The 26,356-nt window shown below is 73.9% G+C and carries 20 protein-coding genes and 1 pseudogene; 12 read left to right on the top strand and 9 right to left on the bottom strand.

Annotated elements, in window-relative coordinates:
- Positions 1 to 15: 15 nt before the first annotated feature.
- On the top strand, positions 16 to 291 hold the full coding sequence (locus HFV08_RS02675; RefSeq protein ID WP_168535373.1) for a DUF8847 domain-containing protein: 276 nt from the start codon (positions 16 to 18) through the stop codon (positions 289 to 291).
- A gap of 193 nt (positions 292 to 484) precedes the next feature.
- Positions 485 to 1,621 carry a C40 family peptidase gene (locus tag HFV08_RS02670; RefSeq protein WP_168535371.1) on the top strand — a complete coding sequence of 379 codons (1,137 nt, stop codon included), beginning with the start codon at positions 485 to 487 and terminating at the stop codon, positions 1,619 to 1,621.
- Between the two features lie 87 nt (positions 1,622 to 1,708).
- Here HFV08_RS02670 and HFV08_RS02665 read toward each other — a convergent pair whose 3' ends face one another.
- Genes HFV08_RS02665 through HFV08_RS02645 form a run of 5 tightly spaced genes read right to left on the bottom strand, consistent with a single transcriptional unit; the run spans position 1,709 to position 7,782 of the window.
- Complete coding sequence (locus HFV08_RS02665) at positions 1,709 to 2,974, bottom strand: styrene monooxygenase/indole monooxygenase family protein (protein ID WP_168535369.1); 1,266 nt, start codon at positions 2,972 to 2,974, stop codon at positions 1,709 to 1,711.
- Between the two features lie 51 nt (positions 2,975 to 3,025).
- A complete protein-coding gene (locus HFV08_RS02660) occupies positions 3,026 to 3,682 on the bottom strand; it encodes a GTP-binding protein (protein WP_168535367.1) in 657 nt (218 codons plus the stop codon).
- Positions 3,663 to 4,064, bottom strand: coding sequence for a DUF742 domain-containing protein (locus tag HFV08_RS02655; RefSeq protein WP_168535365.1), 402 nt, complete (start codon positions 4,062 to 4,064; stop codon positions 3,663 to 3,665). The genes HFV08_RS02660 and HFV08_RS02655 overlap by 20 nt, the downstream gene beginning before the upstream one ends.
- Positions 4,061 to 4,603 (bottom strand): roadblock/LC7 domain-containing protein, encoded by a 543-nt coding sequence (locus HFV08_RS02650; RefSeq protein WP_246341427.1) that lies wholly within the window; start codon positions 4,601 to 4,603, stop codon positions 4,061 to 4,063. The genes HFV08_RS02655 and HFV08_RS02650 overlap by 4 nt, the downstream gene beginning before the upstream one ends.
- Positions 4,600 to 7,782 (bottom strand): nitrate- and nitrite sensing domain-containing protein, encoded by a 3,183-nt coding sequence (locus HFV08_RS02645; RefSeq protein WP_312885310.1) that lies wholly within the window; start codon positions 7,780 to 7,782, stop codon positions 4,600 to 4,602. Before HFV08_RS02645 ends, HFV08_RS02650 begins: the two co-directional genes overlap by 4 nt.
- A gap of 367 nt (positions 7,783 to 8,149) precedes the next feature.
- Here HFV08_RS02645 and HFV08_RS02640 point away from each other — a divergent pair, with 367 nt between their 5' ends.
- Positions 8,150 to 8,938 (top strand): protein phosphatase 2C domain-containing protein, encoded by a 789-nt coding sequence (locus HFV08_RS02640; protein WP_168535361.1) that lies wholly within the window; start codon positions 8,150 to 8,152, stop codon positions 8,936 to 8,938.
- Between the two features lie 38 nt (positions 8,939 to 8,976).
- Here HFV08_RS02640 and HFV08_RS02635 read toward each other — a convergent pair whose 3' ends face one another.
- The gene (locus HFV08_RS02635) at positions 8,977 to 9,492 is read right to left on the bottom strand and encodes a MarR family winged helix-turn-helix transcriptional regulator (protein ID WP_168535359.1); all 516 of its coding nucleotides are present in this window, start codon (positions 9,490 to 9,492) and stop codon (positions 8,977 to 8,979) included.
- A gap of 230 nt (positions 9,493 to 9,722) precedes the next feature.
- Here HFV08_RS02635 and HFV08_RS02630 point away from each other — a divergent pair, with 230 nt between their 5' ends.
- Positions 9,723 to 10,562: a lysozyme gene (locus HFV08_RS02630; protein WP_168535357.1), complete on the top strand. Its 840-nt coding sequence runs from the start codon at positions 9,723 to 9,725 to the stop codon at positions 10,560 to 10,562.
- Positions 10,563 to 10,722: 160 nt separating this feature from the next.
- Here the strand turns inward: HFV08_RS02630 and lon are convergent, their stop codons facing one another.
- Positions 10,723 to 13,194, bottom strand: a complete 2,472-nt coding sequence (lon, locus tag HFV08_RS02625) for an endopeptidase La (protein ID WP_168535355.1) — start codon at positions 13,192 to 13,194, stop codon at positions 10,723 to 10,725.
- A 559-nt stretch (positions 13,195 to 13,753) separates the two neighbouring features.
- Here lon and HFV08_RS02620 point away from each other — a divergent pair.
- The 6 genes from HFV08_RS02620 (at position 13,754) to HFV08_RS02595 (ending at position 21,533) form a co-directional block, all read left to right on the top strand.
- Positions 13,754 to 14,218 (top strand): GNAT family N-acetyltransferase, encoded by a 465-nt coding sequence (locus HFV08_RS02620; RefSeq protein ID WP_376770547.1) that lies wholly within the window; start codon positions 13,754 to 13,756, stop codon positions 14,216 to 14,218.
- A 173-nt stretch (positions 14,219 to 14,391) separates the two neighbouring features.
- Positions 14,392 to 15,078, top strand: a complete 687-nt coding sequence (locus tag HFV08_RS02615) for a polyamine aminopropyltransferase (RefSeq protein WP_168535351.1) — start codon at positions 14,392 to 14,394, stop codon at positions 15,076 to 15,078.
- 114 nt (positions 15,079 to 15,192) lie between these two features.
- Positions 15,193 to 15,933 (top strand): response regulator transcription factor, encoded by a 741-nt coding sequence (locus tag HFV08_RS02610; protein WP_040248405.1) that lies wholly within the window; start codon positions 15,193 to 15,195, stop codon positions 15,931 to 15,933.
- Between the two features lie 10 nt (positions 15,934 to 15,943).
- Positions 15,944 to 17,080, top strand: coding sequence for a sensor histidine kinase (locus HFV08_RS02605; protein ID WP_168535349.1), 1,137 nt, complete (start codon positions 15,944 to 15,946; stop codon positions 17,078 to 17,080).
- 280 nt (positions 17,081 to 17,360) lie between these two features.
- Positions 17,361 to 21,188 (top strand): multifunctional oxoglutarate decarboxylase/oxoglutarate dehydrogenase thiamine pyrophosphate-binding subunit/dihydrolipoyllysine-residue succinyltransferase subunit, encoded by a 3,828-nt coding sequence (locus tag HFV08_RS02600; RefSeq protein ID WP_312885307.1) that lies wholly within the window; start codon positions 17,361 to 17,363, stop codon positions 21,186 to 21,188.
- A gap of 162 nt (positions 21,189 to 21,350) precedes the next feature.
- Positions 21,351 to 21,533 (top strand): DUF6104 family protein, encoded by a 183-nt coding sequence (locus HFV08_RS02595; protein WP_040248411.1) that lies wholly within the window; start codon positions 21,351 to 21,353, stop codon positions 21,531 to 21,533.
- 61 nt (positions 21,534 to 21,594) lie between these two features.
- On the opposite strand, the gene HFV08_RS02590 is transcribed toward HFV08_RS02595, so the two are convergent.
- The gene (locus tag HFV08_RS02590; RefSeq protein ID WP_168535347.1) at positions 21,595 to 22,461 is read right to left on the bottom strand and encodes an SGNH/GDSL hydrolase family protein; all 867 of its coding nucleotides are present in this window, start codon (positions 22,459 to 22,461) and stop codon (positions 21,595 to 21,597) included.
- A gap of 268 nt (positions 22,462 to 22,729) precedes the next feature.
- On the opposite strand from HFV08_RS02590, the gene HFV08_RS32040 reads away from it, so the two are divergent.
- On the top strand, positions 22,730 to 24,187 hold the full coding sequence (locus HFV08_RS32040) for a PucR family transcriptional regulator (protein WP_210429720.1): 1,458 nt from the start codon (positions 22,730 to 22,732) through the stop codon (positions 24,185 to 24,187).
- 725 nt (positions 24,188 to 24,912) lie between these two features.
- On the opposite strand, the pseudogene HFV08_RS02580 reads toward HFV08_RS32040, so the two are convergent.
- Positions 24,913 to 25,320, bottom strand: a pseudogene (locus HFV08_RS02580) (hypothetical protein); the annotation flags it as partial.
- A gap of 183 nt (positions 25,321 to 25,503) precedes the next feature.
- Between HFV08_RS02580 and HFV08_RS02575 the strand changes: the two are divergent.
- Positions 25,504 to 26,355, top strand: a complete 852-nt coding sequence (locus tag HFV08_RS02575) for a DUF4097 family beta strand repeat-containing protein (RefSeq protein WP_168535345.1) — start codon at positions 25,504 to 25,506, stop codon at positions 26,353 to 26,355.
- Position 26,356 lies beyond the last annotated feature (1 nt).

Below are 26,356 nucleotides of genomic sequence, written 5' to 3'. Positions count from 1 at the left end.
GGCCACACTGGCGGGGTGAAGAGCGAAGACACCCCCTTCTTCGGCGGCCCCCTGGACGGCCGGGTGCTGCCGGTGCTGCTCGGCCCCACCGGTCACCCCCCGAAGACGTACCGGGTCCCCGTCCCGCACCCCGAGGGCGGCGAGCCCACCGTCCTCGTCTACCAGCGGGTGGCCGCACCGCCGAGCCCCCGCCTCGGGCTGCACCGCGGCTGGGTTTACGAGTACGACCCCGAGGGCGATCCGCGCGGCGGCCCGAAGTGGCCGTGGACCAGGCGGCGGGGACGGGACTGAGTCCACGGGCCGCCCGGATCCGCAAGCCCGGACCGCCCTCCGCTGCGCCACCCGTGGGCGCGCCCCCGCGTCCGGCACCCCTGGGCGGGTGAGCTGTCCGCCCGCGCGGGCCCCAAATCCACCTCCGCGCCCCCTGTCCGGCGGATGCTCGCGGTTGTGGGGCGGACGCTCCGTCCCGCACGGAGGTGATCAGGTGTCAGGCAGACATGTGCGCTGGGTCTGCTCGGCCGCCACCGCGGGGCTGGTGGCCGGTGCGCTCGCCGCCGCGCCCGGGACGGCCGGGGCGGCGCCCCGGGTGCCGGGGCCCGGCGAGAGTTCGGTGGCCGGGCTGCTCACGGAGCTGCAGGGCCTGTACCGGCGTACCGAGCAGGCGAACGAGCGCTACCACACCGCGGCCGAACGCCTGAAGCGGCAGCGGGCCGAGGTCAGGGGGCTCGACCACAAGCTGTCGGCCACGCGGTCCTCGCTGCACCGCGGCCGGGCGGAGGCGGGGCGGCTGGCCCGGGTGCAGTACCAGGGGCACAGCGGGCTCTCCCCGTATCTGCGGCTGCTGCTCGCGGGCGACCCGCAGCGGGCGCTCGACGAGGGCCATGTCATCGGCCGGGAGTCCGCGCGCCGCACCGCCACCGTCGAGCGGCTGACCCGCGACGCGCACAAGGCGGCCGGTCTGCGCGGCAAGGCCCGCAAGGCGCTCGCCAGGCAGAAGCGGCTCGCGGAGCGGCAGAAGCGCCAACGGGACGCGGTACGGGGCCAGTTGCGGCAGGTCGAGGAGCTGCTCGCCGGGCTCAGCCCGCAGGAGCTCTCCTCGGTCTCGCAGTTGGAGCGCGCGGACGCGGCCAGCGCCCGCGGCTCCCTGGTCACCGCGGGCGCGCTGAGCGGCTACCGGCCGCCCTCGAAGGCCGGGGCCCGGGCCCTGTCGTACGCGGTCCGGCAGATCGGCAAGCCCTACCAGTGGGGCGCGGCCGGGCCCGGTGCCTTCGACTGCTCGGGGCTGACCTCGCGGGCCTGGGCGCACGCGGGGCGGCCGCTGCCGCGCACCAGCCAGCAGCAGTGGGCGCGCCTGAAGCACCTGGCACTCTCCGAACTCCGCCCGGGCGACCTGGTGTTGTACTTCCCCGGCGCCACCCATGTGGCCCTCTACCTGGGCGGCGGCATGGTGGTGCAGGCACCCCGGCCGGGCGCGGCGGTGAAGGTCTCCCCGCTCGGCTCGAACCCGGTGCTCGGCGCGGTCCGCCCGGACCCGGAGGGCAGGCCGCTCACCGGCTGGCACCCGCCGAAGCTGCCACCGGGCGCCACCGCGGGCTCGGACGCCGGGTTCCGGGGGCTCTGAGGGGGCGGGGCCGCGCGGTACGGGTGCGCGCGGCCCCGCCGGGCCAGCCCGATGAGCGGAGGGGCCCGATGGGCCGGAGAGGCCGGATCAGCCGAGTGCGGCGGCGGTCTCGGTGAGGTAGGCCTCGGTCTTCTCCGGCTCGAAGAAGAAGTTCTCGAAGTCGGCCGGGTCGTTGAAACCGCGGGCGAACCGGTCGGCCACGGGCGGGAGTCGGCCCGCGGCGCCGATCAGTGAGAGGACGTGCGGGGGCGGGGCGGCCAGCATCGCGTTGCTCCACTTGGTGACGTGCCGGGCGCTGTCCCAGTAGCGGGCGAAGGTGGCCCGCATCCACTCCTCGTCGAACTCCCGGTCCCCGTGCTCCAGGATCGCCTCCAGGTACACCGCCGCGCAGACGGCCGCGGAGTTGGCGCCCTGCCCGGTGATCGGGTCGTTGGCGACCACGACGTCCGCCACCCCGAGGACCGCGCCGCCGCCGGGCAGCCGCCCGACCGGATTGCGCACCGTCGGGGTGTACCGCCCGGCCAAGGTGCCGCCCGCGTCGGTGAGTTCGACCCGGGTGGCGCGCGCGTACTCCCAGGGCGTGTAGCGCTCCATCAGGCTCAGGGTCAGCGCCAGGTGCTCCGCGGGGTCGGTGACGGTGCCGAAGACGTCTAGCGGGCCGCCGGGGATGCCCTCCCAGAAGAGGATGTCGGCGCGGCCCGAGGTGGTCAGCGTCGGCATCACGAACAGCTCGCCGACCCCGGGCACCAGATTGCAGCGTACGGTCTCGGCGTCCGGGAGTTCGGGCCGGTGGCCGAGGCCGTGCACATAGGAGACGGCCAGCGCCCGCTGCGGGGTGCGGTACGGGGAGTGCTCGGCGTCGCGCGCGAAGAGCGAGACCAGCTCGCCCTTGCCCGCGCAGACGAGCACCAGATCGTGGCTGCGGGTGAAGAAGTCCAGGTCGGAGACGGCGGCGCCGTGCACGACCAGTTGGCCGCCGCGCTCGGTGAAGAGCTCCGTCCAGCCCGCCATCTTCAGCCGCTGGTCGACCGACTGGGCGAAGCCGCCCAGGTCGCCGACCCAGTCGACGGCCCGCGTCAGGGGCCCCTCGGGCTCCTCCTCGGGCGGCGGCCCGGCCACCGAGACGCCGAGCCCGGTGATCCTCGGGGCCTGCTGCTCCCAGAGGTTGAGCCCGAGCGCGCGCTCGTGGCCGAGGGCGCGCGGGAACATGCACTGGGTGGACATCACGCGTCCGGTCCGGATCTCGTCCGCGGTCCGGTTGGAGACCAGGGTGACCTCGTACCCGTGCGACTGGAGTCCGAGGGCGAGTTGGAGTCCGGACTGGCCTGCTCCGACCACAAGTATCTTGCGCATACGGGGTGTTCTCCTCCTGCGGCTGAGTGGCGGGGTCGCGTCCGGCGCCGGTCACACGGGGGCGGGTTCCGGGCTCTGCTCGTAGGCGTGCCCGACCAGCGCGAGCAGCGTCTCGACGACCGGGGCCCGCTTGCGCGCGTCCATCACGAGCAGCGGCACCTCCTCGGGCACCGAGAGCGCCTCGCGGACGTCGGCGACGGCGAACTCCTCGGTCCCCTCGAAGTGGTTGACCCCCACCACGTACGGGAGTCCGCTGCGCTCGAAGTAGTCCAGGGCCGGGAAGCACTCGGTGAGCCTGCGGGTGTCGGCGAGGACCACGGCGCCTATCGCGCCGCGCACCAGGTCGTCCCACATGAACCAGAAGCGCTCCTGGCCGGGTGTGCCGAAGAGGTAGAGCACCAGGTCCTGGTCGAGGGTGATCCGCCCGTAGTCCATGGCGACCGTGGTGGTGGTCTTCAGCGGGACCGCGCTCACGTCGTCGGTGCCCTCACCGGCCTCGGTCATCAGGGCCTCGGTCTGCAGCGGGGTGATCTCCGAGACCGTGGTGACCAGGGTGGTCTTGCCCACCCCGAAGCCGCCCGCGATCACTATCTTGGTCGCGGTGGGCGCCCGACTGCGGTCCAACTGCCAGGCCTGGACCTGGCCTTCGTCCTCCACTTCGCCCAAGGCGCCCTCGGCGGCGGCGAGTTCAGAGACGGCGGAGTCCATCCAGCACCCTTTCCAGCAATGCGCGGTCCGGCTGTCCCGGGCCGTGACCGGTACCGTACACACGGATCTTGCCCTGGTCGGCGAGATCGCTCAGCAGGACCCTGACCACCCCGAGCGGCATCTTCAGCAGCGCGGCGACCTCGGCCACCGTACGCATCCGGCGGCAGAGCGCGACGATGGCCCGCATCTCCGGCATGACCCGGGTGGAGGGGTCCCCGCGGACCAGCTCGGGGCGCTCCGGCGGGGCCTCCAAGGCGGCCACGAAGGTCTCCACGAGCAGGACGTGCCCGAAGCGGGTCCGCCCCTGGGTGAGCGAGTAGGGGCGCACCCGGGCGGGCTTGCGGTTCCTGCCCCGGCTCGGCAGCCCCCGGGCACCGGTCACTGCGCGTGTTCCATCGACTGCCGCAGCTCGCTGCGGAGTTCGGGGGTGAGCGCATGTCCGGCCCGGCCCACGAAGAGCGCCATGTGGTAGGCGACCACGCTCATGTCGCAGTCCGGGGCGGCGTGCGCGCCGAGCAGCGAGCCGTCGCTGATCGCCATGATGAACAGGCTGCCCTCGTCCATCGTGATCATGGTCTGCTTGACGCCGCCGCCGTCCATCAGGCGGGCCGCCCCGATGGTGAGGCTGCCGACCCCGGCCACCAGGGTGGCGAGGTCCCCGCTGGAGTCCTTGGGGCCGGGCTTCGCCTCCGGGGCGCCGGTCCTCGGCTGCTCGCCGAGGAGCAGGTCCGAGGAGAGCAGCAGCAGCCCGTCGGAGGAGACCACCGCGACCGAACGCAGCCCCGGCACCTCCTCGACCAGATTGGTCAGCAGCCACTGCAGATTGCGCGCCTCGCTGCTCAGTACCGGCTCCGGCCGCGGCTCGCGGGCCGCCGGGCCGGATGAGCGGCCGGTGCGGGGCGTACGCATGGGAGCGGTCAACTGGTTCCCTCCTCGACTGGGTCCCCCGGTCCTTGGGCCTCACCGGTCTCCCCGGCGATCTCGGCGTCCGCGTCCCGTCTCCCGGCGAGCGCGCCCCGGTGGAAACCACCGAGCCTGCGCCGCAGTTCCTGCGGGTCGACACCACCGGACCTCGGCTGCGGGACCGGCACCGGCTCCGCGGCCTTCGGCGTCCGCCTCGGCAGTCCCTTGTCCGTCAACTCGTCCCAGGGCGCGGGCTCGGGGCCCATGGCGGGGAGCGGGGTCGCGTACGGGGCGGGCGGTGCCTCGTACGGGGCGGACGGCTGCTCCTGGTGGGGGGCCGACCGCTCCTGGTGGGGGGCGGGTTGCTGTTCCTCGCGGAGGGACCGCGGCTGTTCTGCGGCAGCGGGCGGCTGCTCCTCGTGGGAGGCCGGTGGGGCGTCCGAGGGGGCCGTCGCCCCGTCCTCGGCGCGCTCGTGCCGGTCGGGGCCGATCGCGTACGGATCCGTGCCGGAGCGCGGGGCGGGCTCGGACGCGGGGCGCGAGGCAGGGGCGGGCTCCGGCGCGTGCGCGGGGTCGGGCTCCGGCGCGGGCTCCCGTCCGTACGCGGGATCGGACTCCGGCGCGGACTGCCGTACGTACGCGGAGGCGCGCCCGGGTACCGGTACGGGCGCGGGGGTGCGCTCGGGTTCGGGTGCGGGCTCCGGTGCCGGGGCGGGCTCCGCCGCGGTGGCCTCCTCGGAGGCCCGTACGGCGCGCTCCGCGGCGGCGATCAGGGGGTCGTCGCCCTGCGCGGACGCTCCGGGCGGGGTGTCCCCGGGTCCGGACGGGGTGTCTCCGGGTCCGGGCGGGGTGTCCCCGGCGGCGCTCTCCGCGGGCTCGGCAGGTTCGGGGGCCGGGCCGGATTCCGGAACCGGGGCCCCTTCCGAGGCCAGGGCCGCAGCAGATTCCGAGGCCGGAGCCAGGGCAGTTTCCGAGGCCGGGGCCGGCAGGTCCTGCCCGGCCGTGGTGTCCGAACGCCCGTACAGCGCGTTGGAGTTGGCCTCCGCCTCGGAGCCCGGGAAGCGTACGGCGGAGGCCGCGCTCGGTGCCGGGGCGTCGGCGGGGGTGGTGGGGGCCTCGGTGAGGACCGCCTTGGGCAGGACGAGGACGGCGGCCACCCCGCCCTCCTTCTGCTCCCGCAGCTGCACCCGGACCCCGTGCCGGTGGGCGAGGCGCCCGGCGACGTACAGGCCGAGGCCGAGCCCGCCCTCCGGGTCCTCGCCCTCGGCCCTGACGTACGGGGACTCGGGGTCGAAGCCGACCAGGCGGGCGTTGAGGACGCGCAGGCGCCCGGCGCTCGCGCCGATGCCCTCGTCCACGGCGGAGAGCATGAGGTCGCCGTTCTCCAGGAGCTGGCCGGAGATCTCCACCGGGGTGTCGGGCGGGGAGAACGCGGCCGCGTTGTCGAGGAGTTCGGCGAGCAGATGGCTCAGGTCGTCCGCGGCGAAGCCCACGATATGGGCGTGCGCGGGCAGCGCGGTGATCCGGACCCGCTCGTAGCGCTCGATCTCGCTGACCGCCGCGCGCACCACGTCGACCAGGGGCACCGGGCCCGGGTCCTGCTGCCGGTGGTCGGCGCCCGCGAGGATCAGCAGGTTCTCGCTGTGGCGGCGCATCAGGGTGGCGAAGTGGTCCAGCTTGAAGAGGGTGGCGAGCCGGTCCGGGTCCTGCTCGCGCTCCTCCAGCCTCTCGATGGCGCCGAGTTGACGCTCGATCAGGCCGAGGGTGCGCAGCGCCAGGCTGACGAAGGTGGCGTGGATGCTGTGCTCCATCCCCTCCAGCCGGGCGGTGGACTCGGCCAACTTCCCGCGCAGTTCCTCGCGTTCCTCGGCGAGCATCTGGCGCTGGCCGATCAGGTGGCGGCGCTCGCCCTCCAGGGTGCCGAGGCGCTCGTGCAGGGCGACGGCGTGCGCGTGCAGGGCGTTGACGGAGGCCACGATCTGGGCGAACTCGTCGTTGCGGCCGGTGAAGCGGACCGGTTCCTCGGTCTCGGGCTCCCCCGCGAGCCGGGCGGAGCCGAGCCGCAGCACCGCGAGCGGCCGGGTCAGGGAGCGGAAGGTGGCCATCGCGAAGCCGGCCGCGAGCAGCAGGCAGACGCCGGCCAGCGCGATCCGGATCTCCAGGGCGGTGACGTCCTCGTCGCGCAGGGCGGCGAGATCCTTGCTGCGGCGGACGTTGAGGGCCGACTCGGCGCCGCGCATCAGCTCGATCCTGGCGCGCAGCACGGCGTCGGTCCGGCCGCGGTCCAGGGCGAGTTCGGCGGCGGAGAGGGCGGGCTCGTCGGTGAGGCGGCCGAGCAGTTGCTCCGCCTCGGTGACGCCGTCGCCGGTGACGGCCGAGTCGTAGGAGCGCAGGGCCTTTTCGGGCGCCGTCTCGCGGAACTCGGCGAGGGCGGTGCCGGAGCGCAGATGCGCCTCGCGGGCCGCCTCGGTGAGGGTGCGGCGCTGCGCGCGGTCGGCCTTCTTCTCCGCGTAGCGGGTGACCGTCGCGCCGGTGACCGGGTCGAGGGTGGTGATCTTCGTGCCGCGCGGGACGGCGAGGGCCGCGCCGAGCAGTCCGCGGGCGGCGGAGGTCTGCGCCACGGCGGTGTCCAGCTCGGCCAGGGCGTGCGAGCCGCTGGGCGCGCGCCCGGGCAGCTGCTCCGCGAACCGCTCGGCGAGGGCGTGGAGTTGGGCCAGCGGGCGGGCGTAGGCCTGGTGCGCCTGGAGGGCGGTGGTGCCCTCGGCCCGGGCGGTCTCGCGGGCCCCGGCGACGGCGCCGAGGGCGGCCGCGAGGGCGGCCGGTGCCTCCGGGCGCAGTTCGGCGAGGCGCCGGTCGACCCGGTCGCGGTGCTCGGCGGAGGAGGACTCGGCCGAGCCCCCCGCGGCGAGGCGGGCGGTCTCGGCATCGCGCTCCTCGGCCAGGGCGTGGGCCAGGGCGAGGGCCTCGGCCAGCTGTTCGGAGCCGGTCACCGCCTGCTGGGAGTCGCTCAGCCTGCCGGTCGCGTCGGCGATGCCCGGGGCGGCGGCCCCCGCGACGGCCGCGGCGACCACGGCGACGGCCACCACCAGGCGGTTGCGCACCCGGGCGGGCCGCTTCGCGGGTGTGGCGGGGGAAGGGCTGGTGTCCTCGGGCGAGGACGCCGTGGCACCCGTTGGCCGAGGCCGCTTCTTCTGCACCGGTGCTCGCATTCCTGACTCGTCCGCCACTCGGCCCGGGTGACGGTCCGTCCACTGGCGTGCCCCACCCGGTAGGGCACCCGACCCTTCCAGTGCCTGCGGGCGGCGGACGCACATCGCCTCCCCGGCCACCGGAAGGAGTGAACATCGAGCGGGAGTTGACGGGCAAATTCCCCCTGCACACTCCGTGGGCACCTGCGCACCCTCGGGTGGACTGCGCACGCGGGCTTTGGCAGGATGCGCCACCACCGACGACACGGAAGAGATCATTCCGGGCCAATTCCGGCGGCTGACCTGTGCGGACACCGGATCCGGTCGTCGGGTACACGCCATCTCGGCCGGGGGGCGGCTCGGGCAGACTTGCCCCATGCGCATCGAACTCGCGAGCCGTCCGGGGACCGCGGACCGCCCCAACGAGGACTACCTCTCGATCGCCGTGCCCGCTTCCGGACTGGGCGGAGCCCTGGTCCTCCTCGACGGGGTGACACCCCCGCCGGGGGACGACGGCTGCCTGCACTCGGTGCCCTGGTTCACCGCCCGGCTCGGCGGCGCCCTCGGCGAACTGTCGATTTCCCGCCGGGAGTTGGAGCTGCCCGGGATCCTCGCCGCGGCCATCGCTCGTACCGCCGAAGCGCACTCTTCAACCTGTGACCTTTCTCACCCTCGCACCCCCCAGGCCACCGTGGTGGTCGCCCGCTGGGACGAGGAGCGCCTGGAGCATCTCGTCCTCTCCGACTCCGCCCTGCTCCTGGAGGCCCCGGACGGGGAGGTGAGCGCGGTCCTGGACGACCGGATCGCGCGTCTGCCGCGGGCCAGCCTCGCCTCGGCCGCGGTGGCCGACGCGACGGTGCGCAACAAGGAGGGCGGCTTCTTCACCGCCGCCGCGGACCCGGCGGTCGCCGCCCGCGCGGTGGCCGGGCAGCTGCCCCGCACCCGGGTGCGCGCCCTCGCCGCGCTCAGCGACGGCGCGAGCCGCTGGGTGGAGACCTTCAAGGAGGGCGACTGGCACGCCTGCTTCGCCCTCCTTCGCGAGGAGGGCGGGGAGGCGCTGATCGACCGGGTGCGCGCCCTGGAGCGTGCCGACGCCGAGCAGCGCCTGCGGCTGCGCCGCGGCAAGACGCACGACGACGCGGCGGTGGGCTTCGTCGAGTTCTGAGCGCCCCCCGCGCCCGGCCCGACCGCTCCCCGCTGTCCCTACTCCTCGCCGTCCGAGTTCAACCGCCCGATCAGGCGGGCGAGTTCGGCGACCTCGGCCCGGTCCCAGCCCGCCATCTGCCGTACGTAGCGGGCCCGCCGGGCGTCGCGTACCGCGCGGAAGCGGGAGCGGCCGGTCTCGGTGAGGTCGACCAGCCAGGCGCGGCCGTCCGCCGGGTCGGGGGCGCGGGCGACGATGCCGAGGTCCTCCAGGGCGCGCAGCTGGCGGCTCATGGTCGCCTTGCCGACGCCGATGAAGGCGGCGAGCGCGGTGGCGCGCTGCGGGCCCGACTCCTCCAGGCGCTGGAGCAGTCCGTAGGCCGCGGGCTCCAGGTCGGGGTGCACCTGGCGGGCCATCTCGCCCGAGCGGGCCCGGGCCCGGCGGAAGAGCAGCGTCAACTCGCGTTCCAGTTCCAGGAATTCGTGGTCCACACCAGTTTCCGTCCCGGTCCCGCTCGGCCGATCGCCGCCTTCGGGCCTTCGAAGGTTCTCGTACTCGTGCACGTCAGCGCCCATCCTGGTCGGTACTCGGGGGTCCGGGTCCTGAAAGTTTCCGCCACCGGCCCGGCGTCGCCGCAGCTCGGTCAGTATTTCGCAGGCGTAGACCAACGGCAGCGCACGGGCCCCCTTCCCTGCCGGGGTCTACGTGCGTAGCGTCCCCGGTGACATGCCACCGACAACATCAGGTGGTCCCCCCACTGGGCTCGTCCTCTCCCGAGCTCCGCCAGATCTTCCGGAGGCACGCGATGTTCGTGCGCAGATCCCGTTTCGCCCGCCGTACCCGCCTCGGCGTGTTCGGCGCCCTGCTCGCAGCGCTCTCGCTGCTGCTGACCCTCCCCGCCACCGCGCAGCCCGCGCCCGCGGACACGCCCGCCGCCCCCGAGCGCGGCGACGCCCACCTCGGCATGGGCGTCCTCGCCCACGACGGACAGGGCGGCCGGCCCGGCGGCTCGCTCGCCGCCACCACCGAGGGCGTCGACGTCAGCGGCCACCAGGGCAGCGTCGACTGGGGCGCGCTCTGGAACAGCGGTGTGAAGTGGGCCTATGTGAAGGCCACCGAGAGCACCACGTACCAGAACGAGTCCTTCACGCAGCAGTACAACGGCTCGTACGACATCGGCATGATCCGCGGCGCCTACCACTTCGCCACCCCGGACACCGCGAGCGGCGCCGCCCAGGCCAACTACTTCGTGGACCACGGCGGCGGCTGGTCCAAGGACGGCCGCACACTGCCCGGCGTGCTCGACATCGAGTGGAACCCGTACGGCGACGCCTGCTACGGCATGGCCGGGGCCCCGATGGTCAACTGGATCGCGGACTTCCTGAACACCTACAAGGCCCGCACCGGACGCGACGCCGTGATCTACACGGCCACCAGCTGGTGGACCCAGTGCACCGGCAACTCCGCCGCTTTCGGCGCCACCAACCCGCTGTGGATCGCCCGCTACAACACCGCCCCCGGTGAGCTGCCGGCGGGCTGGGGCACCCACACCATGTGGCAGTACACCTCCACCGGCCCGATCGTCGGCGACCACGACCAGTTCAACGGCGCCCTGGACCGCGTCGTCGCCCTCGCCAACGGCTGATCCACGGCTCCTCCCCCGGGCCCCGGTCCCCACACCGCGGCCCCGCCCAGGACGACGGGCCTCCCTCCGGTGCAGTGAGGGAGGCCCGTTTCCGTGCGCGGGGCCGGTGCCGGAGCGGCGGCAGGGGTGCGGCGGGCAGCCGCCGCACCCCTCTTTGGTCTCAGGCCGCGACCGGGATCCGCTCCGCTCCGTCCGTCGCGGGTTCCAGGGCGAGTTCGAGCACCTGGCGGACGTCGGTGACGGCGTGCACGTCGAGCTTGTCGAGCACCTCCGCCGGTACGTCGTCCAGATCGGCCTCGTTCCGCTTGGGGATCACCACGGTGGTGATGCCCGCCCGGTGCGCGGCGAGCAGCTTCTGCTTCACCCCGCCGATCGGCAGCACCCGCCCGGTCAGCGAGACCTCGCCGGTCATCGCCACATCGGTCCGTACGAGCCGGCCGCCGAGCAGCGAGGCGAGGGCGGTGGTCATGGTGACACCGGCGCTCGGCCCGTCCTTGGGCACCGCGCCCGCCGGGAAGTGGATGTGCACGCCGCGCTCCTTCAAGTCCGCGACGGGCAGCTCCAGTTCGGCGCCGCGCGAGCGCAGGAAGGAGAGCGCGATCTGCGCCGACTCCTTCATCACCTCACCCAGCTGGCCGGTCAGGGTCAGCCCCGCGGCCCCGGTCTCCGGGTCCGCGAGCGAGGCCTCCACGTAGAGCACGTCGCCGCCCGCCCCGGTCACCGCGAGACCGGTGGCCACGCCGGGCACCGAGGTGCGCCGCTCCGCCGGGTCCTGGGCGGACTCGGGCACATGGTGCGGGCGCCCGATCAGCGCGCGCAGATCGGCGTCGGCGACCGTGAACGGCAGCTCCCGCTCGCCCAGTTCGTGCTGGGCCGCGATCTTGCGCAGCAGCCGCGAGAGGGAGCGCTCCAGGTTCCGCACGCCCGCCTCGCGGGTGTACTCCCCGGCCAGCTTGCGCAGCGCGCCCTCCTCGATCTCCACCTCGCTGGGCTCCAGGCCCGCCCGCTCCAGCTGGCGCGGGAGCAGGTGGTCCCGGGCGATGACGACCTTCTCGTCCTCGGTGTAGCCGTCGAGCCGGACCAGTTCCATCCGGTCGAGCAGCGCCTCCGGGATGGCCTCCAGGACGTTGGCGGTGGCGAGGAAGACCACATCGCTCAGGTCGAGTTCGACCTCCAGGTAGTGGTCCCGGAAGGTGTGGTTCTGCGCCGGGTCGAGCACTTCGAGCAGGGCCGCCGCCGGGTCGCCCCGGAAGTCCGAGCCGACCTTGTCGACCTCGTCGAGCAGCACCACCGGGTTCATCGAACCGGCTTCCTTGATCGCCCGCACGATCCGGCCGGGCAGCGCGCCCACGTACGTACGCCGGTGGCCGCGGATCTCCGCCTCGTCCCGTACGCCGCCGAGGGCGACCCGGACGAAGGAGCGGCCCATGGCGTGCGCGACCGACTCGCCGAGCGAGGTCTTGCCGACGCCGGGCGGGCCGACGAGGGCGAGCACCGCTCCCCCGGCCCGGCGGCCACCGGTCCCGGTCTCCGCGCCCTTGCCGCCGTCGATCACGCCGAAGCCGCGGTCGGCCCGGCGCTTGCGCACCGCCAGGTACTCGGTGATGCGCTCCTTCACGTCCTCCAGGCCCGCGTGCTCGGCGTCGAGCACCGCCCGGGCGCCGGAGATGTCGTAGGCGTCCTCGGTCCGCTCGTTCCACGGGAGTTCGAGGACGGTGTCCAGCCAGGTGCGGATCCAGGAGCCCTCGGGGCTCTGGTCGCTGGACCGCTCCAGCTTCTCGACCTCCTTGAGCGCGGCCTCCCGCACCTTCCCGGGCAGGTCCGCGGACTCCACCCGGGCGCGGTAGTCGTCGGACTCGTCCTCGGCGCCCTCGCCGTTCAGCCCGCGCAGTTCCTTGCGGACCGCGTCCAGCTGGCGGCGGAGCAGGAACTCGCGCTGCTGCTTGTCGACGCCCTCCTGGACATCCTTGGCGATGGACTCGGCCACCTCCTGCTCGGCCAGGTGCGCCCGCAGCTGCTCGGTGGCGAGCTTCAGCCGCTCCACCGGGTCGGCGGTCTCCAGGAGCTCCACCTTCTGGGCGGTGCTCAGGAAGGGCGAGTACCCGGAGTTGTCGGCGAGCTGGGAGACCTCGTCGATCTGCTGGACCCGGTCCACCACCTGCCAGGCGCCGCGGTCCTTCAGCCAGCTGGTGGCGAGCGCCTTGTACTCCTTCATCAGTTCGGTGACCGCGCCCGGCAGGGGCTCCGGCACCTTCTCCTCCAGGGCCAGGCCCTCCACCCACAGCGCGGCGCCGGGCCCGGTCGTGCCCGAGCCGATACGCACCCGGCCGCGGCCGCGGATCAGCGCACCGGGGTCGCCGTCGGACAGCCGCCCGACCTGCTCCACGGTGCCGAGCACACCGGTGCTCGCGTAGGTCCCGTCGATCCGCGGGACGAGCAGCACCCGCGGCTTGCCGGGCTCCTCGCGCGCGGCGGCCTGGGCGGCCTCGACGGCGGCCCGGACCTCGCCCTCGCTCAGGTCCAGCGGGACCACCATCCCGGGCAGCACGACCTCGTCGTCGAGCGGCAGCACGGGCAGGGTGAGCACCGCGGACGACTCGGGCGCCCTGAATTCACCGGACTCAGCAGCCATGATCTCCCCTTCGGCAGTCAACTTGAGCTATGCCGACTCAATGCTTGTGAGCCGGAGAATGTTCCCCTGAGGGTGTTCGCCGTGAGCGATCGGACATCGGCGGGGAGCACGCGGGCCGTATCCACCGGGTTCTCCCGTATCCACCGGATTCAGGGCAGCAACCGGACCCCACCGGAAATTCCGGCGACAGCCGCCCCGCGCACGGCTACGCTCCTGGGCGCGCGCGGCAGTTGAGCCCGCGCGGTCCGCGCCGGGACCCGGGAGCACCGGGCAGCGCGGGGGCGGGGAAGAGCGGAGGCCCGGCAGCACGGGCCGGGGAGCAGAAGAGGGAGGCCGAGGCCATGGCTTGCCGGACGGCACTTCCGCATGCCCTGACCCGGGCTTCCTGAACGGACGACGTACGGCCCGGGTCTTCTCCGCCACAGACCTGGAGCTCCACGTGTCCACTCCTTCTTCTTCCGGCCCGGCTTCGCCTTCCGGCCCTTCTTCTTCCGGCCCGGCTTCTCGTGCTTCCTCCTCCGGGGGCACCGCCGCGTCCTCTCCCACTCCCTCCTCCCTGGTGACCCCCCGCCTCCTGCTGCGGCCCTGGACGGAGGCCGAGCTGCGCGCGGTGTGCTCCGGTGACCGGCTGCCGGGCTGGGCGCCGGACTTCCCCGCCGAGGGGGACCAGGTGATCGCCGGTTTCCTCGCCGGGCAGCCGGCGGCGCGCGGCGAGTGGGGGCACCGGCAGGTCACCGAGCGGGACGGCGGGCTGGTCGTCGGTTCGATCGGCCTTTTCTGGCCACCGTCCGCGGGCTCCCTGGAGATCGGCTACGGCGTCGTCGCCTCCCGCCGGGGCCGCGGCTACGCCACCGAGGCCACCGCCGCCCTGGCCGCCCACGGGCTGCGGGCACCCGGGGTGCACACCGTCACCGCCCAGGTGGAGACCGCCAACCCGGCCTCCGTACGCGTACTGGAGAAGGCCGGAATGCTGCTGGTGAGCAGTGCCGACGGGGTGGCGCGGTACGCGCTCGGCACCGGCTGAGCCGGGGGCCGCGCCGCGGCCCGCCGCACCCGCGCCCGGTCCCCGCGGTGTTCCGCCCCGCGGGGACCGGGCGCACCGGCGGGGGCCGGGGCTGCGGGGCCCGGGCCTTCGGCGGGCCCCACGGCCGGGGTCCGGATTCGGCCGGTGCGCGCGGCGTGCGGCACAGTGTCGCCATGCACTTGGCCTCACCCGCGGGCGAGCCGCAGGTACTCGACCGCCGCACCGGACCGCACGGCGAAGTGGTCCTGCGCCGCCACGGCGCGCTGCTCCAGATCATCGCCAACGGCTGCTTCCTGATGGACACCTCCGACGGCCGCTCCGAGCGGCTGCTCGTCGACGCGGCGCTCGGCGCCCTCGACGACCGCCCGCGGCCCGCGCTGCTCCTCGGCGGCCTCGGCGTGGGCTTCTCGCTGGCGCACGCCGCCGCCGAGCCGCGCTGGGGGCGGATCACCGTGGTCGAGCGCGAGGATGCCATCGTCGACTGGCACCGGGACGGGCCGCTGGGCGAATTGTCCGCCGCCGCCCGCGCCGACACCCGTACCGCGATCGCGCACACCGATCTCCTCGCCCACCTGCGCGATCCGGCGGCGCCCCGCTACGACGCACTCTGCCTGGACATCGACAACGGCCCCGACTGGACCGTCACCGAGGACAACGACGGCCTCTACTCCCCCGCCGGGCTGGCCGCCTGCGCCCGCAGGCTCACCCCCGGCGGGGTGCTCTCCGTATGGTCCGCACAGCCTTCCCCGGCGTTCGAGTCGGCATTGCGGGACGCCGGGTACGAAGAGGTACGTACCGAGGAAATCCCGGTCGCCCGGGGCGTTCCGGACGTGGTGCATCTCGCGGTGAGGCCTGGATAGCGGCGGGGTGGTCACTGCCCGTACGCTGCTGGGCATCACCGGATCATTCAAACGTGAAGCGCAACGTGGAATCCTTATTCCCGGATTCCGGAAAGCACAGTCAGGGGCGGGGCGATGGAGCAGACACAGACCTCCCACAACGGCGCGGGCAGTGCCGCGCCGGGTGCACAGCGGCGGGTCCTGGTGGTCGAGGACGATCCGACGATCGTCGACGCCGTCTCCGCCCGGCTGCGCGCCGAGGGGTTTCTGGTGCAAACCGCGGGCGACGGTCCCTCGGCCGTGGACACCGCCGAGGCCTGGCAGCCCGACCTGCTGATCCTCGACATCATGCTGCCGGGCTTCGACGGCCTGGAGGTCTGCCGCCGGGTGCAGGCGCAGCGGCCGGTGCCGGTGATGATGCTCACCGCGCGCGACGACGAGACGGACATGCTGGTCGGCCTCGGTGTGGGCGCCGACGACTACATGACCAAGCCCTTCTCGATGCGTGAGCTGGCGGCCCGGGTGCACGTGCTGCTGCGCCGCGTGGAGCGGGCCGCGCTCGCCGCCGCCACCCCGCGCAGCGGCATCCTGCGCCTGGGCGAGCTGGAGATCGACCACTCGCAGCGCCGGGTGCGGGTGCGCAGCGAGGACGTCCACCTCACCCCGACCGAGTTCGACCTGCTCGTCTGCCTCGCCAACACCCCGCGCGCGGTGCTCTCCCGCGAGCAGCTGCTCGCCGAGGTCTGGGACTGGGCGGACGCCTCGGGCACCCGTACCGTCGACAGCCACATCAAGGCCCTGCGCCGCAAGATCGGCGCCGAGCGGATCCGCACCGTGCACGGCGTCGGCTACGCCCTGGAGACGCCGACGCCATGACGGCACGACGATGAGCCACCCGGGCGCCCCGCGCGGGGCGGGCGGCCTCCGCTCCCGGACCCTCTCCTCGCGGCCCTTCTCGGTGAAGGCGAAGCTCGGCACCCTCGTGGTGGTCTCGGTGTTCATCACCACCGGGCTGCTGATGATCGCCGTGCGCACCGAGACCGAGCTGCGCTTCATCACCGTCTTCTCGGTGATCGCCACCCTGCTCCTCACCCAGTTCGTGGCGCACTCGCTGACCGCCCCGCTGGACGAGATGAACATCGTCGCCCGGTCCATCTCCAACGGGGACTACACCCGCCGGGTCCGGGGCGCCGACCGCCGCGACGAGCTGGGCGACCTGGCCTCCACCATCAACCGGATGGCCGACGACCTGGAGGCCCAGGACCGGCAGCGCAAGGAGCTGGTGGCGAACGTCTCGCACGAGCTGCGCACCCCGATCGCCGCGCTGCGGGCGGTCCTGGAGAACGTCGTGGACGGCGTCTCCAGCGCCGACCCGGAGACCATGCGCACCGCCCTCAAGCAGACCGAGCGCCTCGGCCGCCTGGTCGAGACCCTGCTCGACCTCTCCCGCCTGGACAACGGCGTGGTGCCGCTGAAGGCCCGCCGCTTCGAGGTCTGGCCCTATCTCTCGGGCGTGCTCAAGGAGGCCAATATGGTCGCCTCCCAGCGCGCCGGGATCGCCTCCGGCTCCGGCCGGCACACCCGTACGGACGTCCATCTGCACCTGGACGTCTCCCCGCCGGAGCTGACCGCGCACGCGGACCCGGAGCGGATCCACCAGGTGGTGGCGAATCTCATCGACAACGCGGTGAAGCACAGCCCGCCGCACGGCCGGGTCACGGTGCGCGCCCGCCGCGGCCACCATCCGGAGTCGCTGGACCTGGAGGTCCTGGACGAGGGTCCCGGCATCCCGGAGTCCGAGTGGCACCGCGTCTTCGAGCGCTTCAACCGGGGCAGCCACGGCGGCGACCCGGCCAACCCCGCCAAGAGCCACGGCTCGGGCAGCGACGGCGGCACCGGCCTCGGCCTCGCCATCGCCCGCTGGGCGGTGGATCTGCACGGCGGCGCGATCGGGGTGGCCGAATCCTCTCGGGGCTGCCGGATCCAGGTCACCCTTCCGGGCCTTCCGCATCCCCCGGGTTGACGTAGGGTTCGAAGCGGAAGATCGCGATCCGCGGCCGGGCCGCCGGGGAACGCCCTGGACAGGGCCCGCGAGCGGTCCACCGGGCGGCGGGGCCCGCACTTCGGCGTTGCCGAGTGCATCAAACCGCGTTTGTTTCCCGCCATTTCCACGCCTGAAACACGCATTCTGATGTGACTTACACGACGGATGAGCCGCCCGGCCTGCATCCGGGCGTCAGGGGGGCGTAGCCTTTATTTCCGCTGTCCATCACCTTGTGAAGCGGAAGAGGGCGGTTGCCGCCGTGTCGCCACAGTCCCCCAGTAACTCGACCTCCCCCGGCCTGAAGCCGGGCGGGACCCCGACCACTGACCAAGACGGTCAGGGGAAGAACCCTGCTGCCGCCTTCGGTCCGAATGAGTGGCTCGTCGACGAGATCTATCAGCAGTACCTCCAGGACCCGAATTCGGTAGACCGCGCCTGGTGGGACTTCTTCGCCGACTACAAGCCCGGGGGCGGTGCCACCCAGGCCAAGCAGACCGCCGCGCCCGCGGCCCCCGCCGCACCGAGCGCCCCGGCCCAGGCCCCGGCGCCCGCGGCCCCGGCCGAGCCCGCGCAGGCCGCCCAGCCGGCGCAGCCCGCTCCGGCGGCTGCCGCGCCCGCGAAGCAGGCGGCCCCGGCCGCCAAGCCCGCCGCCGCTCCCGCCAAGGCCGCCCCGGCGGCCAAGGCCAAGGCCAAGGAGGAGCCCGCGGCCGAGGCCACGGGCGGTCCCGAGCTGGTGACGCTGCGCGGCCCCTCGGCCGCCGTCGCGAAGAACATGAACGCCTCGCTGGAGCTGCCGACCGCCACCTCGGTCCGCGCGGTCCCGGTGAAGCTGCTCTTCGACAACCGGATCGTCATCAACAACCACCTCAAGCGCGCCCGGGGCGGGAAGATCTCCTTCACGCACCTGATCGGCTACGCGATGGTGCAGGCGATCAAGGCCATGCCGTCGATGAACTACTCCTTCGCACAGAAGGACGGCAAGCCGACCCTGGTCAAGCCCGAGCACGTCAACCTCGGTCTCGCCATCGACCTGGTCAAGCCGAACGGCGACCGCCAGCTCGTGGTCGCCGCGATCAAGGCCGCCGAGACGCTGAACTTCTTCGAGTTCTGGCAGGCCTACGAGGACATCGTCCGCCGCGCCCGCGACAACAAGCTGACGATGGACGACTTCTCCGGCGTCACCGTCTCGCTGACCAACCCGGGCGGCATCGGCACCGTGCACTCCGTGCCGCGCCTGATGCCCGGCCAGGCCGTGATCATGGGCGTCGGCGCCATGGAGTACCCGGCGGAGTACCAGGGCACCTCCCAGGACACCCTGAACAAGCTCGGCATCTCCAAGGTCATGACGCTGACCTCGACCTACGACCACCGGGTCATCCAGGGCGCCGCCTCCGGCGAGTTCCTGCGCAACGTCGCGAACCTGCTGCTCGGCGAGAACGACTTCTACGACGAGATCTTCAAGTCGCTGCGCATCCCGTACGAGCCGGTGCGCTGGAACCGCGACATCGACGCCTCGCACGACGACGACGTCACCAAGGCCGCCCGGGTCTTCGAGCTGATCCACTCCTACCGGGTGCGCGGCCATGTCATGGCCGACACCGACCCGCTGGAGTACATGCAGCGCAAGCACCCCGACCTGGACATCGCCGAGCACGGGCTCACCCTGTGGGACCTGGAGCGCGAGTTCGCGGTCGGCGGCTTCGCGGGCAAGACCCTGATGAAGCTGCGCGACATCCTCGGCGTGCTGCGCGACTCGTACTGCCGCACCACCGGCGTCGAGTTCATGCACATCCAGGACCCCAAGCAGCGCAAGTGGATCCAGGACCGCATCGAGCGCCCGCACTCCAAGCCGGAGCGCGAGGAGCAGCTGCGCATCCTGCGCCGACTGAACTCCGCGGAGGCCTTCGAGACCTTCCTGCAGACGAAGTACGTCGGCCAGAAGCGCTTCTCGCTCGAAGGCGGCGAGTCCGTCATCCCGCTGCTCGACGCGGTGCTCGACTCCGCCGCCGAGAACCGGCTCGACGAGGTCGTCGTCGGCATGGCCCACCGCGGCCGCCTGAACGTCCTCGCCAACATCGTCGGCAAGTCGTACGCGCAGATCTTCCGCGAGTTCGAGGGCAACCTCGACCCGAAGTCGATGCACGGCTCCGGCGACGTGAAGTACCACCTGGGCGCCGAGGGCACCTTCACCGGCCTGGACGGCGAGCAGATCAAGGTCTCGCTGGCCGCGAACCCCTCCCACCTGGAGACGGTCGACCCGGTCATCGAGGGCATCAGCCGCGCCAAGCAGGACATCATCAACAAGGGCGGCACGGACTTCACCGTCCTGCCGGTCGCCCTGCACGGCGACGCGGCCTTCGCCGGCCAGGGCGTGGTGGCCGAGACCCTGAACATGTCGCAGCTGCGCGGCTACCGCACCGGCGGCACGGTCCACATCGTCATCAACAACCAGGTCGGCTTCACCGCCGCCCCGGAGTCCTCGCGCTCCTCGATGTACGCCACCGACGTGGCCCGCATGATCGAGGCGCCGATCTTCCATGTGAACGGCGACGACCCCGAGGCCGTCGTCCGGGTCGCGCGGCTGGCCTTCGAGTTCCGTCAGGCGTTCAACAAGGACGTCGTGATCGACCTCATCTGCTACCGCCGCCGCGGCCACAACGAGTCGGACAACCCGGCGTTCACCCAGCCCCTGATGTACGACCTGATCGACAAGAAGCGCTCGGTGCGCAAGCTCTACACCGAGTCCCTCATCGGTCGCGGCGACATCACCCTGGAGGAGGCCGAGCAGGCGCTGCAGGACTTCCAGGGCCAGCTGGAGAAGGTCTTCACCGAGGTCCGCGAGGCCGTCTCGCACCCCGGCGAGGCCCATCTCCCGGACCCGCAGGCCGAGTTCCCGGTGGCGGTGAACACCGCGATCTCCCAGGAGGTCGTCAAGCGCATCGCCGAGTCCCAGGTCAACATCCCCGAGCGGGTCACCGTCCACCCGCGCCTGCTGCCCCAGCTGCAGCGCCGCGCGGCCATGGTCGAGGACGGCACCATCGACTGGGGCATGGGCGAGACCCTCGCGGTCGGCTCGCTGCTCCTGGAGGGCGTCCCGGTCCGGCTCTCCGGCCAGGACTCCCGGCGCGGCACCTTCGGCCAGCGGCACGGCGTCCTCATCGACCGGGAGACCGGCGAGGACTACACCCCGCTCCTGTACCTCTCCGAGGACCAGGCCCGGTACAACGTCTACGACTCCCTGCTCTCCGAGTACGCGGTGATGGGCTTCGAGTACGGCTACTCGCTGGCCCGCCCCGAGTCCCTGGTGATGTGGGAGGCGCAGTTCGGCGACTTCGTCAACGGCGCGCAGACCGTCGTCGACGAGTACATCTCCGCGGCCGAGCAGAAGTGGGGCCAGACCTCCGGCGTCACCCTGCTGCTCCCGCACGGCTACGAGGGCCAAGGCCCGGACCACTCCTCGGCCCGTATCGAGCGCTTCCTCCAGCTGTGCGCGCAGAACAACATGACGGTCGCCATGCCGACCCTGCCGTCGAACTACTTCCACCTCCTGCGGTGGCAGGTGCACAACCCGCACCACAAGCCGCTGGTGGTCTTCACCCCGAAGTCGATGCTGCGCCTGAAGGCCGCCGCCTCGAAGACGGAGGAGTTCACCTCGGGTCAGTTCCGCCCGGTCATCAGCGACGACAGCGTGGACCCGTCGGTGGTCCGCAAGGTCGTCTTCTGCGCGGGCAAGCTGTACTACGACCTCGACGCCGCGCGGAAGAAGCGCGAGGCGGACGACGTGGCGATCATCCGCCTGGAGCGCCTGTACCCGCTGCCGGGTACCGAGCTCCAGGCCGAGATCGCCAAGTACCCGAACGCCGAGAAGTACCTCTGGGCGCAGGAGGAACCGGCGAACCAGGGTGCCTGGCCGTTCATCGCGCTCAACCTGATCGACCACCTGGACCTGGCGGTCGGTGCCGACATCCCGCACGGCGAGCGGCTGCGGCGCATCTCGCGCCCGCACTCCTCGTCCCCCGCGGTCGGCTCCGCCAAGCGCCACCAGGCCGAGCAGGAGCAGCTGGTGAACGAGGTCTTCGAGGCCTGAGCCAGGTCCACCCGGACCCGAGCCGCCGGCCGCGGACAGCGACCGAGGGCCCGCTCCCACCCGTGCAGCGCACGGCGGGGGCGGGCCCTCCGGCATGTCCGGACGCCCCCGGCCGCGGCCTACCATGGGGGGCGGCACATCCGTCCCCCTCAGGAGCTTGAGTTGTACTTCACCGACCGTGGCATCGAGGAGCTGGAGAAGCGGCGCGGCGAGGAGGAGGTCAGCCTCGCCTGGCTGGCCGAGCAGCTGCGCACCTTCGTGGACCTCAACCCCGACTTCGAGGTCCCCGTCGAACGCCTGGCGACCTGGCTGGCCCGGCTGGACGACGAGGACGAGGACGAGTGAGTACGGGGGCGGGCGAGTACGGGGCGCGTGAGTACGCGGCGCTGCCGGTGAAGGACGCCCTCTAGCCCCGCACGGCCCGCGCCAGTGCCTCGCCCACCGCCTTGGAGCCCGCCCCGTTGGGGTGCAGCGGGGCTGCGGGGGCGGAGGGGACGAGGCCTTCCAGGTGGCGGTCCCCGGGGGCGGCGCAGGCGTCGTGGCCCCGGGTCGCCGCGTAGGCGTCCACGAAGGAGGCGCCGTGGGCGGCGGCCTGGTCCCGCAGCGCGGCGCTCAGCTTGTCGACGGAGCGCTGGAGGTAGTCGCCGTCCCGGGCCCAGATCGGCTGGGTGGGCCAGCAGCCGCCCTGCCGGATGTAGTCGCCGTAGCCGACCACGAAGACCCGGGCCCGCGGCGCCCGCCGGTGGATCTCGTCGAGCGCCGCGCCCAGCTGCGGTGCCCAGGCGGCGACGGCCTCGCCCAGCTGGTCGCCGCCGCCCTTCGTATAGCGGTCGGCGCAGCTCGAACCGAGCGGTTCCGGCGCCAGGTTGACGCAGCCGAGGGCGGCCGCGACCAGGTTGGTGTCATTGCCGCCGACGGTGAGGCTGACCAGGTCGGTGTCCGCGCCGAGCGCCTCGTACTGCGGGGCCACCACACCGAACTGCCGTCCCGCGAGGTCGCCCACCTTCGCCCCGGAGCAGCTGACGTCGTCCAGCTCGGCGCCGAGGCGCTCGGCCGCGACATCCGGGTAACCGGAGCGGGAGGCCAGGCAGAGCGGGTGGGCGAGGTCGGGCGCCGGTACCAGCGGGGCGGCGGCGAAGGAGTCGCCGAGCGCCACGTAGTCGAGCGGCTCGGCGGCGCGGCCCGGGGTCACCAGGGCCGCGGAGATCAGGGCGGCGCATCCGGCGGCGACCGCGAGGCGGCGCGCGGTCCGTGCGGGGGTACGGGAGGGCATGGGGCTCCTTCGGTCCTTGTGCCGCGCCACGGTGCGGGGCGCGGCAGAGGGCGGCGGTCGGGACGCCCGGCGGCGGTGCCGCGCTCACCGGGCCGCACCATCCTGGGGCGCGGGCGCCCCGGGAGCGCCGGGACGGCGGCCAGCCTTGCGGGGGCGCTGTTGTGACGGGTCACAGTGCGGCGGCGGTACGGGCGGCTCGCTGGCAGCGGGCCCGGGCCGCGTGCTAGTCCTGGCGGGACCACCAGAACGACCACGCGAGGGGGCGCCCATGACGACGAGCCGTCCGGGGCCTACGAGCCCCGCGCCGGGCACCGGATCCGGCCGGGTGCCGCCCCAGGCGCCGCCGTTCACGCTGGCCGGCCGCCCGCTGCACACCCTCCTCACCTCCCGCTCCCGCCCGCTGGTGGACGCGGTGGTCGCCCGGCTCGCGGGCGAGGTGCCGACGTACTCGGCGCTGCCCCCGGAGGCGCTGCGCGGGGAGATCGCGCGGATCGTCGAGCTGAACATCGCCCTCTGCGCCGAGGTGCTGCGCACCGGTGAACTGCCCGGCCCCGAACAGCTCGCGGGGCTGCGCGAGGGCGCGGCCCGGCGGGCGGAGGAGGGCGTGCCGCTGGAGGCGGTGGTGAGCGCGTACCACATCGGGGTGCAGCTGTGCATGGACGAGGTACTGCGGGAGGCGGCCCCGGCCGACCTGCCGGCGGTGCTCGGTGCGAGCGCGCTGGTCCTGCGCTATCTCCAGGTGATGACCTCGGCGGCCTCCGGCGGCTACGTCCAGGCGCGCCAGGCCTCCTTCGGTGACGAGTACATCGCCCGCCAGGCCCTGCTCTCCGCCCTGCTCGACGGCGCCGACCTCACGGGCTCCGCCGCCGCGGCCGGGGTGCCGCTGCCGGAGTGCTACCTCGTACTGAGCCTGGCGGTGGGCGCGCACCCCGACGAGCGGGCCAGCGGCGTCAGCACCACGGTGGCGGCCCGGCGCAAACTCCGCCGTTTGCGGGTCGAGTTGGAGCGCCATGTCGAGGGCGCCGTCCTCTCGATGCTCTCGCCCGAGGGCGGCCTCGCCCTGGTCCCGCACCCGGTCCCGCCCGAGGAGGTGGGCGCCGGGGACTGGGACTGGCTGGCCGGGGTGCTGGACCACATGAGCCGGGTCAGCGGGGCCGCGCTCACCGCGGGCGCGGCGGCCGCCCGCCCCCGGGACGTCGGGGCCGCGGCCCGCCTCAGCGGCGAGGTGCGCGAGGTGGCGGCCGTCTTCGGCCGCGAGCCCGGGCTCTACCGGCTCCAGGACGTCCTGCTCGAATACCAGCTGACCCGCCCCGGCCCCGCCCGCGCCGAACTCGCCGCCCTGCTCGCCCCCTTGGCGGGACAGCACGGCCTCCTGGACACCCTGCGCACCCACTTCGCCTGCGCGCTGAACCGCCGGGCGACCGCGGCCCGGCTCCAGGTCCACCCGAACACCGTCGACTACCGGCTCCGCAAGATCGCCGCCCTGACCGGCCTGGACACCAGCACCGCCGCCGACCTGCCCCGGATCAGCGCGGCCCTCGCCGCCCTGGACGCGAGCGGAGGCGGGGTGGAGGGTACGGGACCGGGGACCGCTGCGGGCCCGGGGACCGCCGCGGGGGCGGGGACTCCGGGGGTCACGGGAGCCACGGGGGTCGCGGGAGCCACGGGGGTCAACGGCGCGGGTGGCGTCACCGGGGCGCCCGGCTCCGGGAGGACCGAGGGCTGAGCCGCCGGTCCTCAACTCCGGTGCCTGCCGGGGCCCTTGAGCGCGTACGCCCACCGCAGGCCGCCCTCGGCCGCGAGCACCAGACCGGCCGCGGCCCAACCACCGTTCCTGCGGGCGGCGCCCCAGACCAACAGGGGCAGTCCGAGGGCCAGTTGAGCCGGGCCGAGGAGACGTGCGGGCCGGCCGCCAAGGGGCGGTACGGGGCCGTCCTCACGCCCGGTCCCCCGCGCGGCGCCGAGTCCGGCGCGCGCCTCCGGGTACCCGGCGGGCCGCGGGGCCTCACCGTGTTCACCGCGCGGCGCCTCGCGCCTGTTCCGCCCGCCCCGCTGCTCGATCTGCTGGGCCTCCGGCTGCACCCGGGCCACCTCGCGCAGCCGGTCCGCGGTGTCGCCGGGCGCCAGTCCGGCGGGCAGGGCCAGACCGGCGTGCCCGAGCACCCGCACCAGTGCGGCGAGGCGGGCCCTGGCGTCGGCCGCCGGGTCGGGGCGGGTCAGCGCGCGGAGGGCGGCGCGGACGGGGTCGTCGCCGGAGGAGGTGGAGGGATCGGAGGACGTGGCGGCCGGGGCGGGTTCTTGGCGCACGGGTTCCTGGCGCACGGGTTCTTGGTGCGCGGGTTCTTGGTGCGCGGGTTCTTGGTGCACGGGTTCCTGGCGCACGGGTTCCTGGCGCGCGGGCTCCTGCCGCGCGGGTTCGGCGGCCGCGGGCTGGCCGGCCGGGGGGCTGCCGAGGCCGAGGCGGGCGGCGAAGGTCCGCATGGCCTCGTCCTCGCCGACGGGGGTGCCGCCCGCCAGCCATTCGTAGCCGACCGTGCGGCGGAAGCCGGAGGCCAGCGTGTAGCCGCCACGCTCGGTGTCCCACCACAGGGCGAGGACGGGCCAGTCGGCGCCCACGGCCAGCGCGGTGGCCCAGCCGGTGAGCACCCGGTCGACGGCCTCCCCGCCGTGGAGCCAGGGCTTCCCCTCGGGGACGAGCACGCTCCAGCCCTCCCCGGCGGGCACCAGGAGCATGCGTTCGCCGAGCAGCCGCGCGAGCGGTGCCACCTGCGCGGGCGCCGCCCGGCACAGGAGCAGCGCACCGGCGGCGCTCGCGGAGGTCTGCGGGGCCGCGGACGCGGCGGGTACCTGGGAGGACATGCCGTCACCGTAAGCCAGTTCGCACGGGTCGGTACCGGGCAATTGGGCCGTACCGGGCACGAGGCCCGCGCTCCCGCACCCTCGCGAACTCGGCCCTTGACTTTCCGTGACCGAGATATATCGTGTGACCCGAGACGCGATAGTGCGCGTCATGCCCCGGGTCGGTCGAGGAGGTCAGCACCCATGTCCGAGTGGTCAGTCGCGGAGCCGCAGAGGCTCTCCTTCGACGCTCCCGTGACGGCAGTGCAGGTACGCATCGTCAACGGAACGGTCAACGTCGTCGGCACCGAGGAGAGTTCCGCCCGCCTGGAGGTCTCCCGGATCGAGGGCCCGCCGCTGCGGGTGACCGAGCAGGACGGCACCCTGACCGTCGCCTACGAGGACCTGCCCTGGAAGGGATTCCTCAAGTGGCTGGACCCGCGGGGCTGGCGGCGGCACGCGGTCGTCTCCCTGACGGTCCCGGCCGACACCGGGGTCGAGGTCGGCGTGGTGGGCGCGACGGCGGTGATCTCGGGCATCCGCGGCGAGACCGCGGTCCGGGGGGTCAGCGGCGAGACCACCCTGGTCGGCCTCCGCGCGGCGGTCCGCGCCGAGACGGTCTCCGGGGACGTCGAGGCCCAGGGCGTCACCGGCGAGCTGACCTTCCACTCCGTCTCCGGCGACCTCACCCTCCTCGAAGGCGCGGGCGCCGTGCAGGCCGTCTCGGTGAGCGGCTCGCTGACCGTGGACCACGAGCGCGCGGACCCGCCCGCCCGTATGGAGCTGAGCACGGTCTCCGGCCGGATCGCGGTGCGGCTCCCCCACCAGGCGGACGCGGAGGTCGAGGCCGGCACCACCTCCGGCGCGGTCTCCAACGCCTTCGAGGATCTGCGGGTCGGTCCGGCCTGGGGGCCCCGGGGCATCAGCGGCAGACTCGGCCGGGGCAGAGGCAGGCTCCGGGCCACCAGCGTCTCCGGCCCGATCGCCCTACTGCGCCGGGCCCCGGAAGAAGAGCCCGAGGCCCCGGCCGCCGCCAGCGGGAAGAAGGTGCTCTGAG

This window comes from Streptomyces physcomitrii (assembly GCF_012273655.1).
Lineage (GTDB): Bacteria > Actinomycetota > Actinomycetes > Streptomycetales > Streptomycetaceae > Streptomyces > Streptomyces physcomitrii.
The sequence above is the reverse complement of the archived record's forward strand: the minus strand, read 5'-3'. Positions and strand labels throughout refer to the sequence as shown.